Annotated in this window: 10 protein-coding genes; 8 read left to right on the top strand and 2 right to left on the bottom strand. The window is 43.7% G+C overall.

Features of this window, described 5'->3' with window-relative positions:
• Positions 1-155: 155 nt before the first annotated feature.
• From ACESTD_RS00405 to ACESTD_RS00435, 7 genes are all read left to right on the top strand, one after another.
• Positions 156-3,116: a SusC/RagA family TonB-linked outer membrane protein gene (locus ACESTD_RS00405; RefSeq protein WP_005827017.1), complete on the top strand. Its 2,961-nt coding sequence runs from the start codon at positions 156-158 to the stop codon at positions 3,114-3,116.
• A gap of 32 nt (positions 3,117-3,148) precedes the next feature.
• Positions 3,149-4,942 (top strand): RagB/SusD family nutrient uptake outer membrane protein, encoded by a 1,794-nt coding sequence (locus ACESTD_RS00410; protein WP_005833034.1) that lies wholly within the window; start codon positions 3,149-3,151, stop codon positions 4,940-4,942.
• Positions 4,943-4,964: 22 nt separating this feature from the next.
• Positions 4,965-6,143: a hypothetical protein gene (locus ACESTD_RS00415; RefSeq protein ID WP_131225382.1), complete on the top strand. Its 1,179-nt coding sequence runs from the start codon at positions 4,965-4,967 to the stop codon at positions 6,141-6,143.
• A gap of 310 nt (positions 6,144-6,453) precedes the next feature.
• A complete protein-coding gene (locus ACESTD_RS00420; protein WP_008665154.1) occupies positions 6,454-7,791 on the top strand; it encodes an alpha-amylase family glycosyl hydrolase in 1,338 nt (445 codons plus the stop codon).
• 3 nt (positions 7,792-7,794) lie between these two features.
• Complete coding sequence (locus ACESTD_RS00425) at positions 7,795-9,942, top strand: glycoside hydrolase family 97 protein (RefSeq protein WP_034522743.1); 2,148 nt, start codon at positions 7,795-7,797, stop codon at positions 9,940-9,942.
• A 377-nt stretch (positions 9,943-10,319) separates the two neighbouring features.
• Positions 10,320-11,657 (top strand): NADP-specific glutamate dehydrogenase, encoded by a 1,338-nt coding sequence (gene gdhA / locus ACESTD_RS00430; RefSeq protein ID WP_151853179.1) that lies wholly within the window; start codon positions 10,320-10,322, stop codon positions 11,655-11,657.
• 229 nt (positions 11,658-11,886) lie between these two features.
• The gene (locus ACESTD_RS00435; RefSeq protein WP_005827001.1) at positions 11,887-13,050 is read left to right on the top strand and encodes a Xaa-Pro peptidase family protein; all 1,164 of its coding nucleotides are present in this window, start codon (positions 11,887-11,889) and stop codon (positions 13,048-13,050) included.
• A 202-nt stretch (positions 13,051-13,252) separates the two neighbouring features.
• On the opposite strand, the gene ACESTD_RS00440 is transcribed toward ACESTD_RS00435, so the two are convergent.
• Together ACESTD_RS00440 and ruvA are read right to left on the bottom strand one after the other, a co-directional pair.
• Positions 13,253-14,245, bottom strand: coding sequence for a DUF3843 family protein (locus ACESTD_RS00440; RefSeq protein ID WP_195288400.1), 993 nt, complete (start codon positions 14,243-14,245; stop codon positions 13,253-13,255).
• 19 nt (positions 14,246-14,264) lie between these two features.
• Positions 14,265-14,867 (bottom strand): Holliday junction branch migration protein RuvA, encoded by a 603-nt coding sequence (ruvA, locus tag ACESTD_RS00445; RefSeq protein ID WP_373158580.1) that lies wholly within the window; start codon positions 14,865-14,867, stop codon positions 14,265-14,267.
• A 195-nt stretch (positions 14,868-15,062) separates the two neighbouring features.
• Between ruvA and ACESTD_RS00450 the strand changes: the two genes are divergently transcribed.
• Positions 15,063-15,962 carry a diaminopimelate dehydrogenase gene (locus ACESTD_RS00450; protein WP_044467617.1) on the top strand — a complete coding sequence of 300 codons (900 nt, stop codon included), beginning with the start codon at positions 15,063-15,065 and terminating at the stop codon, positions 15,960-15,962.
• The last annotated feature ends 130 nt before the right edge of the window (positions 15,963-16,092 follow it).

A 16,092-nucleotide genomic window follows, 5' to 3' on the forward strand; every position in this document is an offset into this window, starting at 1 on the left:
TTAGAAATTAGTAGCAATAGCATTTTCGTAATGCGTTGTATTATAGTTGATTGCCTGTTGCAGGACTTTAGATTTTTATCTCAGCCCAAATCGTGCGTTTGTTTTGATAATACATTTGCATCAATCTATTTATTGTTTAACTAATTTCTAATAAGATGAAAAAGAAAAGTCTAAAGAGATGCCTTAAAAAGCGCATGATCCTTTTACTGGGTTTTCTTATGATGACTGGTGTTGCTGTTGCGCAACAACTTCAGGTACAAGGAAAGGTGACCGATGCAACGGGTGAAGGTCTTATCGGTGCAAGTGTATTGGTAAAGGGTACAACTTCGGGGGTGATAACTGACATTGACGGTAACTATGTGTTATTGAATGTCAATCCTGATGCAATACTTATTTTTTCTTATGTAGGTTACCAAACGCAGGAACTGAACGTATCCGGTAGAAACAAGATTGATGTTGTCTTGCATGATGACCAGCAGGTGTTGGAAGAAGTTGTAGTAGTGGGTTACGGTTCATTGAGTAAAAAAGAAGTTTCCAGTTCCATTGTACAAGTGGATAAGAAAAATTTTAATTTGGGGGCTATGAATAACCCGATGGAAATGGTATCGGGAAAAGTCGCGGGCTTGAATGTCAATACGCAGGCAGCTGCCAATCCTAACTCCAGTTCTTCATTACAAGTACGTGGTGCAACATCTGTTTCTGCAAGTAATAGTCCTTTGATTGTCATAGATGGTGTGGCAGGTGGCGATATCCGTAACATCGCTGCACAGGATATTGAATCTATTACGGTATTGAAAGATGCGGGTTCAGCTGCTATTTACGGAACGCGAGGTGCTAATGGTGTGATTTTAGTTACAACGAAACGTGGCTCGGGTGAAGCTGGAAAAACGGTAGTCACATATGACAGTTACATCGCTTTTAATGTAGCCAAGCCCTCTCCGGATATTCTGTCGGCTGATGAATTCCGTCGTTCGAGACGAGGTACAGACTATGGAGCCGACACTGACTGGTATGGACTGATTACTCGTGATGTAGCATACGACACAAACCAATATATATCTATTGATGGTAGCACAAAGAATGGTTTCTATGGTGCTTCCTTCAATTACAAAAGTGCCAATGGACTTGACATCGTGAGTGGTCGTGAAGAATTTGGAGGTCGTTTTTCTATGGAACAGCGTGTACTGGAGAATCGCTTACAATTCAACGGTTCGTTGAGTGCACGTCGTGTAAATGAAACCTGGGGAAATGATGGTTTCTTCGATAGGGCACTCACAATGAATCCTACAATGCCGGTATATAATGCAGACGGTTCGTATTATCAGCCTACTTCTCCTACGGGTGCAACCAATCCGGTTGCGGAGCTTGCTTTGAGAGATAACAACGGCCAGCGTATGTATTTGTTGGGTACGGCTGAGGCTAAACTGAATATTTTGCAGACAGAAAAGCATTTGTTGAATACAACATTAAGTTACTCATTGCATTACAATGACATGAAGCAACAATATTATGCTTCGTCTGCCGGTTCGGAGTCCTATTGGAATGGTTATAAAGGACGTGCGGAAATGAAGTATCAGAAATGGTACACCAATCGATTGGAGTGGTTGGGAAATTATGCACTGAACTTGGGCGACCACAATATTAAGGCTGTAGTGGGCTATACTTATGAGAAGTCTATCTGGGAACAGATTGGTGGTAGTAACAACGACTTCTCTTTTGATAATACGAAATATTGGGATTTGGGCAGTGGCTCTTATCTGAAGGATGGTTTGGCAAGTTTATATAGCGGTCGCTCTGAATCGACACTTATTGGCTTCTTTGGTCGGTTGAACTATAATTGGAAGGATATGCTTTTTGCATCGGCTTCGTTGCGCTATGAAGGCTCTTCCAAATTTGGTGCTAACCAAAAGTGGGGGTACTTCCCAGCAGCTTCTTTGGCTTGGGAAATGATGGAGATGGGCTTTATGAAGAATACCCGGAAAGTGTTGACCAGTTTGAAACCGCGTGTTTCTTTCGGAATTACCGGTCGTTCGGATTTTGATGCTTATAAATCACTTTCTACTTACAATACCAATGGTAGTTATCTCTTTGACGGGCGTTGGGTAACGGGCTATGCTCCCTCTAGTAATGCTAATCCGGATTTGGCTTGGGAAAAGAGCGTTGCGATTAATCTGGGTGTTGATTTTGTTCTATGGAATCGTTTACGTGGTTCAGTGGAGTATTTTGACCGTAGTTCTAAAGACTTGCTTTATACGTACACGGCACCTCAACCGCCTTTTGTCTATTCCACTATTTTGGTTAACGTTGGAACAACGAAAAATACCGGTATAGAAGTATCTTTGGATGGTGACATCCTTACTAAAACAGCAGTGAAGTGGACGAGCGGAATCAATTATTCTTATGGGAAGACTAAGTTGACCAAACTTTCTAACGATATTTACAAGGCATCTTATCTCGACCTTTACTTAAAACCGGGTACTGGCTCCAGCGAATATTTCTTCCGTGTGCAGGAAGGGGGAGAGATAGGGCAGTTCTACGGTTATGAATATGCAGGTGTTGACGAAAATGGCAATATGCTTATTTTGAATGATAAAGATGAGCAAATACCGATTTCTCAGGCTGATGCCAAGTATAAACGTTATATTGGCAATGGTGCTCCCAAGCACTTCTTGTCTTGGAGTAACAACCTGACTTGGAGAAATTTTGATTTGAGTGTATTCTTCCGCGGTACATTCGGTTTTGATGTATTCAATATGCGTAAATATGGTATGGGGCTTCAGGGATGTGGTACAGATAATGTTCTTCGCTCTGCGTATCTGGAAGATAAGAATATCCGTACCGGTGGTGGAGTAATATCTTCCTATTTCCTGGAGGATGGTAGCTTCATAAAACTGGAAAATGTAACCTTGGGATATAATTTTACTCCTAAGAACCGTAAGTTACTGGATAATATGCGCATATATCTGTCTGCCAAGAATCTGTTTACCTTGACCGGATATTCTGGTAATGACCCTTCAATTATAGACGTGAATGGTATCCAGCCGGGAGTAGATAGTAATAGTGCTTATCCTACAGCAACTCAATTGAGTTTAGGTGTGACTCTTCGCTTCAAATAAATGAGAAACAAATTATTAAAAATATGAAAGATATGAAATATATAAAATGTCGTTGGTTATTGGCGATGATTATGTCATGTTCACTTTTCTCTTGTACTAATTTGGACGAGGAAGTGTTCGATCGTGTGGATGCCGGAATTTATTATCAAGATGAGACGAGTGTTCAGGGGGCAGTGGCAGCCATCTATTCGAAAGCTGCATATAGTTATTTGGAATACTTCTGGTATTTGCAGGAGTTTTCTGCCGACCAGGTGGCATGGCGCAGTTGGAACGGTGGACTTTGGGGATGGGATGAGGCATTGAAGTTTGCTTTGTCTTCACATACCTGGACGTCAGAATCAACCATTATTCGCCAAACTTGGGAGAATGCGTGGACCACTATTGGGCTTTGCAATACGCTTATTACAGATTTGCAGGCAATCAGCCCCGCATCTATACGCATGACTGAGGATGCTTTGAATAGTTATATTGCCGAAGTACGTACCCTGCGTGCTTGGGCATACTACAATATCTTTGAGATTTGGGGTGGAGCACTTCCCTTGAACATTTCTTCGGGTGCGGAAATCCCTGGTTCTGCAGATACTGATTTTGATAAGGGGTGCAAGATTATCTACGATTTTATCAGTCAGGAATTAGATGAGTCAGTTACAGATCTTATGAAAGAAGATGGTTCTGGAAAGACTCGCAACCGCATGAACCAAGCTGCCAATCGTATGATTAAGATGCGCTTGTTGCTGAATTCTGAGGTGTTTATCAAACAAAACAGTTATAATGAGTGTGCCACTCTTTGCCAAAAAATTCTGAATGGCGATTATGGTACTTACAGCATTACCGATGACTATCGTGATATTTATTCGATAAACAATGTAGAATGTCCGGAAGTTGTAATGGCATTGGCGATGGAAGTCGGTCAGGTCAATACCGGTTGGATGCGTAACATGCCTTTCATGCCTTACAATTGTTGGGATTACTTTGGAGGTACATACAGCCAGAGCGGATGGAATTGTGTATGCTTGGCACCTTCATGGGATAATTCTGGAAATGTACAGCCGTATGGTGGTACTGACAATCCTAAGAGCTTTCTTACCGACTACGGTGATAAGTTAGGAGCAGTTTATGAACGTTTCCACGATAAAGATATCCGTAAGCAGAACTATGTGTATAATGAAACAACAGGAAACTATCAAGGCATTTTTTTGAAAGGGGCTATTAAAGCCAACTATGGTAAGGGTGCGGCTTTGAAAGCAGATGCCGACCGTGACGGTCAGGATTTGGTTTATGTGGATCAAGTGGGTACATTCCTTAATTTAGGACGTAATCTGGAGACTGTCATGTCACCTCGCTGGGGTGAAACGAATTCAGGTGTCCGTTTGGTAAGATATCCGGTTTATCCGGAGAGTGCAGGCATTGATTTCCAAAACATCGATGAGGTGGAATTCCGTTTGAGTGAAGTGGTCTATACTCTTGCTGAATGTAAAATGCGTGCAGGTGATACAGAAGGTGCTAAAGAGCTGGTATATAGAGTTAAAACACGCTATTTTACAGATAAATCGGCTCTCGAACAGCCCGGTCCTGGTTTTACATCCTTTGATATGGATTGGATGTTGAGTGAATGGGGACTTGAATTCTTGGGAGAGGGGCGTCGTCGTCGTACAGACTTGCGTCGTTTCGATAAGTTTACGCAAGGGCAATGGTGGTTCTTTGGCCGTGCCACGGACGACGGTTTAAGCTATCCGGCTAAACGTGACCGCAAATACGAGTGGTATCCCTTGCCCCAGTCTGCCCTTATGGTAAATCCGGGACTGGTACAGAATCCTAATTATTAATCATCCTATAATAATAGTAACAATGAAAAAATATATATGTAATCCGCTATGGCTTTTGTTGCTTTTTGTAGCTTTCATCAGTAGTTGTGACAAGGAGGAAATTGTGTTTGACCATGAGTTGCCGCAATTTGAACTTCGTAGCGATGCTATCTTGCTGGAGGTGATTATGCCCCAAGGAACTGGTGCCGATGAAATAATTTATATTGCAGGCGATTTCAATGGAGGTCAGGATGCTGCTTCCGGAGACCTTAAGTGGCAGATGGAGAAAGCTGCAAACAATGATGTTAAATGGGGCATATACCTCTATCCGGAAGATTTTGTTAATGGAAAGACACTTGCCGATGGCTTTTATTTCGTTTCTAAGACACAAGGTATAGAGCGTACTTTGCAGAATGGGGATGCTTTACATCAAATTTCGGCTAAGGTAGGTACTCGCACTGATATAACGGTAACCCGCTGGAATGCTTATTTTGAGGAGCCGGAAGACCCAAGTGAAGTGACCCACGACGGTTATGCTGTGTTCGTGATGGACAATACAGGTTGGGATGCACTGACACTTTATGCGTGGGGAAATGATTTGCCGGAACTTTTTGGAGGTTGGCCCGGTATTTCACCTACTGGTAGCGTTGAGATAAAAGGAATTACCTATAAATACTTCGATACAGGTGAAGCAAATAAGGGATTGGTTTACAATTTGATATTTAACGATAATGGAGTAGGTTCACAATTTGATGGACCACAGAACTTTACTCTTGACCGTGACATATATTTGGAAATCACAGAAAGCGGTTGGACGGAAATAGATCCGGATGCAGTGGTCATCCATGATGGTTATACCATTTTTATTGAAGACCAGTCCGGATGGGCAGAAACAACCATATATGCGTGGGGAAATGATATACCGGAACTCTTTGGCAGTTGGCCAGGAATATTACCAACCGGTAGTGTTGAGATAAAAGGTGTCACGTATAATTATTACGATACAGGTGAAGCAAATAAGGGATTGACTTACAATCTGATAATGAATAATAACAATGGAGGCTCACAATTTGACCTCGCAGCAGTGACGCTTGATCGAGATTATTATTTCCGTATTACGGACATAGCTGGTGAGGAGATTGACCCTAACAATCCGGACGGAGACTCTGAACCGGAATCTGAAGCGGCTTTTGTTCCTAATCAGAATAATTTCTTGAAATGAGTTTTGTATAGTAATGAAGATGTTAAATGACCTATTGGTGGAATGAGATTGGGGATAGGATATCTCTTTTCAATCTTGCGGATATATGTCCCAAGGCTTGGTTTTTCTATCCCAAGTCTTGGGATAGAAAAACCAAGCCTTGGGAAGAAGTTATCTCTTAGCTCTTTTGTTTTTTAGTATTGGCTTCCGGGATTTTTAGTATTAAGGCTTAGTATCTTTTCTGCCAATGCCCATTACTGGAGAGTTTGGATGCTCCTTTTGCAGATATCAGTTCCGCCAATGAGTATAAGTATAGATAAAAAGTAGAAATATGAAAAAAGTAATAATTGCGACACTGCTCTTTACGATGCTACATTCTTGTATGGGGTGTAGTGATAGTCAGAGTGACATGGAACCGATTCCCGTCCCACAGGAAGAATACATGGCTTCGGATATGGTGATTTATGAGGCAAATCCCCGCATTTTTGCCGAAGAAAATGCGTTCTCTGCCATCAAAGCAGAGCTTGACCGTATTCAAAGCCTGGGGACTACCGTGCTTTGGCTGATGCCTGTAAATGAGCCGGGAGTACTGAAAAGTGTGAATTCACCTTATTGTATAAAGGATTATAAAAAGCTGAATACACGTTACGGAACAAAAAAAGACTTGAAAGAACTGGTAGATGCTGCCCATGCCAAAGGAATGAAAGTGATTCTTGACTGGGTTGCCAACCATACTTCGTGGGACAATGCTTGGGTGACTGAGCATCCGGATTGGTATACACAGGATGCAAATGGCAATGTGGTACAACCTCAAGAACAGCCTTGGGCGGATGTTGCTGACTTGAATTTTGACAACGAAACCATGCAGCAAGCCATGATTGATGCCATGAAGTATTGGGTAACAGAAATTGGTATTGATGGATACCGTTGTGATTATGCCGAGGGGGTACCAGATGCTTTCTGGAAGAAAGCAATCGCCGAGCTCCGTACACTTGACAATAATTTGCTGATGCTTGCCGAAGGCGGAAAAACGTCTTTAATGAACAATGGTTTCAATCTGCTCTACGGCTGGAACTTCCATAGTAAACTGAAAGACTATTATGCCGGTAAATGCTCACTTACTGACCTTTATGCTATGAATACTTCCGAATTGGAGGGAATGCCGAAGGGTACGTTACGGTTACGCTATTCTACTAATCATGACCAGGCAAGTGAGGCATCACCGATAGAATGTTATGGCGGTGAGCGTGGTGCCATGTCTGCTTTTGTATTAACGACTATGCTCGAGGGGATACCTCTTATTTATAGTTCGCAGGAAGTAGCCTATCCGCGGTCACTTAACTTTTTCAATTACGGAGTTATAGACTTGAAGTCCAATGAAGTCTTTGCGCAAGAGATGGCAGAAATCATCAGAGCCTATAAAGCTACGAGCAGTGTACGTGGTGGTGAACTGGAAGTTTATACTACCGGAGATGTCGCTTCATTTTATCGGGCAGCAGGCAGTCATGGCATGTTGGTCATGGTGAATACCGCCAATGAGTCTGTACAAGTGAAAGTACCTATGGAGCATGCTGGCAAGACCATGACCGATGTGATTGCCGGTGTGGATGTGGAGTTGCCTACAGTAATGACGATGGAGCCTTATCAATATTTTATATATCAACAATAACGGATGTATATGAAACATGTATTATTAACAGTTGTATTTCTGGGAATTGCTTGTGTGGCGATGGCACACGAATTGTTATCTCCCAATGGGAATCTGAAACTCAATGTTGTGCTTGATTCCGAGGGGGGGCCGGTCTATAGCTTATATTACAAAGGAGAGCCGGTTGTAGAACCTTCTGCCTTGGGAATACTTATGGAAGAAGCGGATTTGTCAAATGGCTTCCGGATTCTTGATGCAACAAATTCTACTTTTGATGAAACTTGGATGCCTGTATGGGGAGAGTATGAAAAAGTCCGTAACCATTACAATGAACTTACTGTCACTCTCTCACAACCGGCAAAGTACGACCGTACGATGATTGTACGTTTTCGATTGTTTGACGATGGACTCGGATTCCGTTATGAGTTGCCGGAGCAAAAAAACATGAATTATCTGACGGTAAAAGACGAACTGACGGAATTCAATCTGACCGGTAATCATACACTCTATTGCATTCCCGGTGATTATGATACGAATGAGTTTGCCTATACTACTGCGGCCATTTCCGAAGTGCGCGAAGCTATGGAACGTAATCTACGTAAAAAAGGATATGAAGCTAAAGCGACTTCATTCACAGTACAAACACCCCTTATGATAAAGACTACCGAAGGACTTTATATCAATATTCATGAAGCTGCCTTGGTAGATTATTCTGCCATGTTGCTGAATGTGGATGATAAAGAGTTTAACTTTTCTGCTCATCTTACTCCCGATAAATTAGGAAAGAAAGGATATCTGCAATTACCGTTGCATACCCCGTGGCGTACAATTATGGTTAGTGACGATGCACGTAGCATCCTTGCTTCTCAGTTGATTCTTAATCTGAATGAACCTTGTAAGCTGGAAGATACTTCTTGGATTAAGCCACAGAAATTTATCGGTGTCTGGTGGGAGATGTTTACTGGTGGAGGAGGTACATGGGCATATAGCGACTATTATAAGGCTAAACCCGGCATAACCGACTATTCAAAGTTAACTCCTAATGGACATCATCCGGCCAATACTGAACATGTGAAAGAGTACATAGACTTTGCGGCGGAGAATGGTATTGATGCGGTATTGGTTGAGGGTTGGAATGAAGGTTGGGAAGATTGGGTATCCTATCGTAAGGATCGTCAGTTCCTTTTTGACAAACCTTATCCGGACTTTGATGTTGCGGTACTACATGCCTATGCCAAATCAAAGGGGGTAAAGATTATCATGCATCATGAGACGGCTGCTAATGCTGCCGATTATGAGCGGCAGCTGGATGTAGCCTTTCAATTTATGGTAGATAATGGCTATAATTCTGTAAAGACAGGATATGTGGGCTCAATCATTCCCCGTAGTGAATATCATTCCTCACAATGGATGAACAATCATTATATACATGTGGTGAAGCGTGCTGCTGATTATAAGATTATGGTAGATAGTCACGAGGCTGTTCGTCCCACCGGCTTGTGTCGGACCTGGCCCAACTGGGTAGCGCAAGAATCTGCCCGTGGTGGTGAGTTTGAATCTATGGGGGGCAATGATCCGGATCATACTTGTATCTTGCCGTTTACTCGGTTGAAGGGTGGTCCGATGGATTACACTCCTGGTATTTTCCAGACAAAACTTTCGTATTATAATAGTTCGAAACCTAAAGGTCAGGCGGGTACTACATTGGTAAAACAATTGGCTCTATATGTAACGATGCCCTCTCCGTTACAGATGGCAGCAGACCTGCCGGATAATTATCGCCGTTTTCCCGATGCGTTTCAATTTATTAAGGATGTAGCGGTGGATTGGAGCAATTCTTGGTATTTGGAAGCCGAACCGGGTGATTATATCACAGTGGCTCGTCAAGCCAAAGGAAAACAAGAGTGGTATGTAGGTGCTATTACCGACGAACATCCTCGTACGGCAACTATTCCTTTCTCTTTCTTACCCGAAGGAAGGAAATATATTGTTACCGTTTATGCAGATGGTCGGGATGCAGACTGGAAAGATAATCCGCAGAGCTATGACATCCGTCGTGGCATAGTAACGTCAAAGAGTGTGCTGCGTCAACCTTTGGCAAGTAGTGGAGGGGTGGCTATCAGTGTTCGAGAAGCAACAAAAGAAGAGGTAAAAGGATTGAAGAAATTATGAAGCTTGTCCGTACATAGTAATTATTATGTTGCGGATTTAATACAAGCATTTAAGAATTAAAGTTAGCAATTGGAAAGGCATAGTCCGTGAGGATTGTGTCTTTTTTCGTAAATTATTCGTCATTTCTTATTTGCTTTATTATAATTTTTCTATATTTATGCCGTTATGGCGAATTGTTGACAGAATAGGAAAAGAATAGACCATTTAGGTATGAATAGAGAATGCCGGGGATTTGACATTTTATCATTCTTTAATCAAAATATAACCGTAAAATTTAGCTGTTTTGAAAAGTTTTCTTATATTTGCGGTGTTATTCATTGACATTTTGTTTGAATAGCGTAAAGTCAACAAGGTAATAACCTTTAAAACGTAATATTATGAATATCGAACGTATCATGACCTCTTTAGAGGCAAAGCACCCCGGCGAGTCTGAGTATCTTCAAGCCGTAAAGGAAGTTCTTCTTTCCATCGAAGATATCTATAACCAACATCCCGAGTTCGAGAAAGTGAAAATTATAGAACGTCTGGTTGAACCTGACCGTATCTTTACTTTCCGTGTAACGTGGGTGGATGATAAGGGTGAAGTTCAGACGAACCTCGGCTATCGTGTGCAGTTCAACAATGCCATTGGCCCGTACAAAGGCGGTATTCGTTTCCATGCTTCCGTAAATCTTTCTATCCTCAAATTCCTGGGATTTGAGCAGACTTTCAAGAATGCTTTGACTACATTGCCTATGGGCGGTGGTAAGGGTGGTTCCGACTTCTCTCCGCGCGGAAAGAGCGATGCTGAAATCATGCGTTTCTGTCAGGCCTTCATGCTGGAATTGTGGCGTCACCTCGGTCCGGATATGGATGTTCCTGCCGGTGATATCGGTGTAGGCGGTCGCGAAGTGGGCTATATGTTCGGTATGTATAAGAAGTTGACTCGCGAATTTACGGGCACATTTACCGGTAAAGGATTGGAATTTGGCGGTTCGCTGATTCGTCCTGAAGCAACAGGATTTGGTGGCTTGTATTTCGTAAACCAAATGTTACAGACAAAAGGCATTGACATCAAGGGCAAGACCGTGGCTATCTCCGGTTTTGGAAATGTGGCTTGGGGTGCTGCTACCAAGGCTACCGAATTGGGTGCCAAGGTGGTTACCATCTCCGGTCCCGACGGTTACATTTACGACCCGAACGGTATCAGTGGCGAAAAGATAGATTATATGCTGGAACTCCGGTCATCGGGCAACGATATCGTAGCACCGTATGCCGACGAATTCCCCGGCTCTACTTTCGTGGCAGGCAAACGCCCGTGGGAAGTGAAAGCGGACATCGCTCTGCCTTGCGCTACCCAGAACGAGCTGAACGGCGAAGATGCACAACACCTCATTGACAACAAGGTGACATGTGTAGGCGAAATCTCCAATATGGGATGTACGCCCGAAGCTATCGACCTTTTCATTGACAACAAGATTATGTATGCACCGGGTAAGGCTGTCAATGCAGGTGGTGTGGCTACCAGCGGACTGGAAATGTCGCAGAACGCCATGCACCTCAGCTGGAGTGCAGCCGAAGTGGATGAAAAACTCCACGCCATCATGCACGGAATTCATGCTCAATGCGTAAAATATGGGACAGAACCTGATGGCTACATCAACTACGTGAAGGGAGCGAATATCGCCGGCTTCATGAAGGTGGCTCATGCCATGATGGGTCAGGGAATTATCTAAGAGAGAAACTTTGTTTAGTTGTATTTGTATTTGTGGTTTGTGCTGCCCTACGCCTGTGAAGGTATGGGGCAGTACTTTTTTTATGATTTATAGATTTATGATTTATCATTTATGATTTATGATTTATGAGGCGATAATTGTATCTTTGCGCTTCGTAAAAGATGCGGGTAATACTTTAAAAGCTGTCGTATGCAATGAAATCATAAATCTATAAATCATAAATATATAAATGTTACTACCTGAATTGAAACTGAGACGTGATAAAATACGCTCTCTCATGGCTCAACAAGAGATTGATGCCGCTCTTATCGCTTGCAATGTAAACTTAATCTATACGTACGGACGTGTCGTCAGCGGTTACTTGTATCTGCCGTTGAATGCTCCCGCCCGTTTATTCATCAAACGTCCTAACAATATTGAAGGGGAACATATTCATCCTATCCGTAAACCGGAACAACTGCCTGACTTACTAAAGGAATGTGGTTTGCCCATACCTGCGAGGTTGATGCTGGAGGGGGATGAGTTGTCTTTTACGGAATATAACCGTTTGGCTGCGTGTTTCCCTGAAACGGAGGTGCTTCCTTGTGGTACGGCACTTATCCGGAAGGCCCGAAGTGTCAAGACTGAAATAGAGATTGAGATGTTCCGTCGTTCCGGCATTGCACATGCTAAAGCTTACGAACAAATACCCTCGGTTTATAGACCAGGAATGACAGACCGCCAGTTATCCATCGAAATAGAGCGCCTGATGCGTCTGGAAGGTTGTCTGGGTATTTTTCGTACCTTCGGACAAAGTATGGAGATTTTTATGGGAAGTCTGCTGGCAGGAGACAATGCCACTGCGCCTGCCCCCTATGATTTTGCTCTGGGAGGCGAGGGACTTGACCCGTCACTGCCTATCAGTGTGAACGGTGCACTGTTGCAGCCCGGTCAGAGCTTTATGGTTGATATGGGGGGTAACTTCTATGGCTATATGGGAGACATGAGCCGTGTATTCTCTATCGGAAAGCTGCCGGAAAAGGCATATGTTGCCCATCAAGTTTGCCTGGACATACAAGAGGCTGTTGTAGAAAAAGCGAAACCGGGTGCTGTTTGTGAGGACCTTTACAATCTCGCTATCGATATTGTCACCAAAGCAGGCTTTGCCGACAACTTTATGGGAGCCACTCAAAAGGCCAAGTTTATCGGTCATGGCATCGGTTTGGAAATCAATGAAATGCCGGTATTGGCTCCGCGTATGAAGCAGGAGTTGGAGCCGGGTATGGTCTTTGCATTGGAGCCGAAAATTGTTTTGCCGGGCATTGGTCCCGTTGGTATCGAAAACTCTTGGGTTGTAACAGCGGAAGGAGTGGAGAAACTGACGTTGTGTAAGGAAGAGATTGTGGAACTTTGAAAATTGAAAATTGATAATGGATAATGGAAAATTGCCATGCGGTTTCAATAAATACGCTGCACTGTTTGTTTTTCCATTATCCATTTTCCATTATTTCACCCTTCTGTTAAGCTGATTATTCGCTTTCGAAGGTTTGGATTTACCAATCCGTTTTCCGGTTGGCTTGGCCTTGTTGCTTCGTTTGGGCTTTATGCCGGAATGGTTACTCGCCTTCATAATATTCACATAAGTAGTAGCGGGCTATAAAGTCCCAATATTGATGCAGTGTTTCTTTTCCTTTCAGGAAGGGAAGTTCCACATCGGGTAGAATTCCTTTGGTCATTCCGTATTTCAGCAGGTCGAACGGACACTCTCCGGGTTGGCAGAACATCTTGTAACCCTCTGCAGCAGCGCGTTTGGCATCGTACATCGGGTTATGTTCTTCACAGAAATAGGCGGCCACGTTGTGGGCTACGAGCATACCTTTGGCGTTGGCATAAATCACGAACTCTTTTTGGTATTCCAGGTCGGGCAATAGTGCGGACCGTTTGTTTTCCCATCCCAAGACATCGACAAAGAAAGTGCAAAGCTCCTTGTAATCGGTGAAGTATAGCAGCGGTTTCCCCTGGCTGTATTCCAGACAGCGGGCGGCATCTTTACTCAGTTTGGTTTCCGGAGTGACTTCCGGCAGCGGAGTAATGGGCATATCCAGTAAATCAAGTCCCATTACCCAAAGGAAGGAAGATTCTCCCTCGCTGATGGGAGCTTCTTCGAAACGTGCATCCATCAGTTCATAGGCGCTTTGGCTTAATGCAAGCAGGTCTTTGTCATAAGGACTGAACAAGGTGTATTCCTTGTCAAAAATACTGAATTGTGATTTCAATGTCCACAGTACGAATGCAATGTCTTCCTGATTTATTTCATCGGGCGTATAATCGTCACCCAGTGGATAGAACGGCAGGTAAGTTCCGTATACTCCTTGAAAGGCTTCGGAGAAAAGTTTCCAGCCTCCGCTTTGGGCAATGGCATCTTGAAAGTACATGCCGAGGGAGATGGCTGCGTCAATTTGGGTACGCAGGTCTTCCTTGTTGAACAGAGGAGAGGCTTTGACGAGGGGCAGGATGCTTGTGGCGAAGTCGAGGTACCATTTGTCTGTTGGCAGTACGCGGGTGCGTTCATTGGCCCCCAACCAATATTGCATGTTGATTGTTGTCATGATTTGTTTTAGATAAAGATTATAGTCTTTTTAATGCCAATTTGATGACTTGTTCCACCGGTGCACTTGGTTCTTCCTTCAAAATGGCAAGCACTACTTTTTGTGAGGGGGCTTGTGCAAAGCCCAGCATGGTAAGGGCGGCTACGGCTTCTTCTTGTACTTGTGCGTTGGCTGCCGATACCAGTGTACCTATGCTCCCTGCGTTGCCGGCTACAACGCTGCCGGTCTTGATTTTGTCTTTTAAATCCACAATTATCCGTTGGGCTGTTTTCAGCCCGATACCCTTAACTGTTTTCAGTAGAGTGGCATTTTCCGTGCTGATGACATTTATCAGTTCGGATGGCGAGAGCGCCGAGAGAATCATGCGGGCTGTATTTCCGCCGATGCCTGAAACGGAGATGAGCAGCAGGAATAGTTCGCGTTCCTGCTTGTCGGCGAATCCGTAGAGGACATAGGCGTCTTCACGGATAGCTTCGTATATATATAGTTTGCATTCTTTCTTGCCCTGGATGGCGGCATACGTGTTCAATGAAATATTGACGCCGTATCCCAATCCGTTGCAGTCTATTATTGCGGTTGCCGGACTTAGTTCGGCAATTCCGCCTCTGATGTATTCTATCATAATTCTTTTACTTGTCGGCCCAAAATGCGCCTTGCATACATATCATCTGCGAATGTATGAATTATTATTGGACTTTCACTCACTAAAAAAAGAAAAACTGTGTGAAACAGCAGGGAGTTCTGCCGATATAATAAATTAAAATGCTTACTTTTGCGCCGATAAAGTAGAAAACTGATAAATAAATTCATAAAAAGAATGAAAAAAGTAAGAGCGGCCATCGTTGGCTATGGTAATATCGGGCATTATGTGCTCGAAGCCCTGCAAGCAGCTCCCGATTTCGAAATTGCCGGTGTAGTACGCCGTGCCGGAGCTGAAAACTGTCCTGCGGAACTGAGTGCATATCCCGTTGTGAAGAATATCAAGGAACTGAAAGACGTGGATGTTGCTATCCTTTGTACGCCTACCCGCAAGGTGGAAGAGTATGCAAAGGAGATCCTTGCTTTAGGCATTCATACTGTGGACAGTTTCGATATCCATACGGGTATCACTGCCTTGCGCCGCACACTGGATGCAGAGGCTAAAAAGCATAATACGGTATCCATCATTTCTGCCGGCTGGGATCCGGGTAGTGACTCCATTGTCCGCACTATGCTGGAAGCCATTGCTCCGAAAGGCATTACCTATACTAATTTTGGTCCGGGTATGAGCATGGGACACACCGTGGCTGTAAAGGCCATCGAAGGTGTGAAAGCCGCTCTTTCCATGACTATTCCTACAGGAACCGGCATTCACCGTCGTATGGTGTACATTGAGTTGAAGGATGGTTACGAATTTGATAAGGTGGCTGCAGCCATCAAAGCCGACCCGTACTTCGTGAATGACGAAACACATGTAAAATTGGTTCCGAGTGTGGATGCACTGCTCGATATGGGGCATGGGGTAAACTTGACCCGTAAGGGTGTGTCCGGCAAGACGCAGAACCAGCTATTTGAGTTCAACATGCGTATTAACAATCCTGCCCTCACGGCACAAGTGCTGGTATGTGTGGCGCGTGCCGCTATGCGTCAGCAGCCGGGTTGCTATACAATGGTTGAAGTTCCGGTAATAGACCTGCTTCCGGGCGATAGAGAAGAGTGGATCGGCCATTTGGTATAAGACACAGAAAAAACAGATGATGTGTTTGGCTCAAACGCATCGTCTGCTTGCCCCGAACACATCATCTGTTTGATGTAAATGCATCATCCGTTCTACTGCGAATGGATGATGCGTTTTTTTATGTCTTGTT

Origin of the sequence: Bacteroides sp. AR20, assembly GCF_964250605.1 — a bacterium.
Classification (GTDB): domain Bacteria; phylum Bacteroidota; class Bacteroidia; order Bacteroidales; family Bacteroidaceae; genus Bacteroides; species Bacteroides uniformis.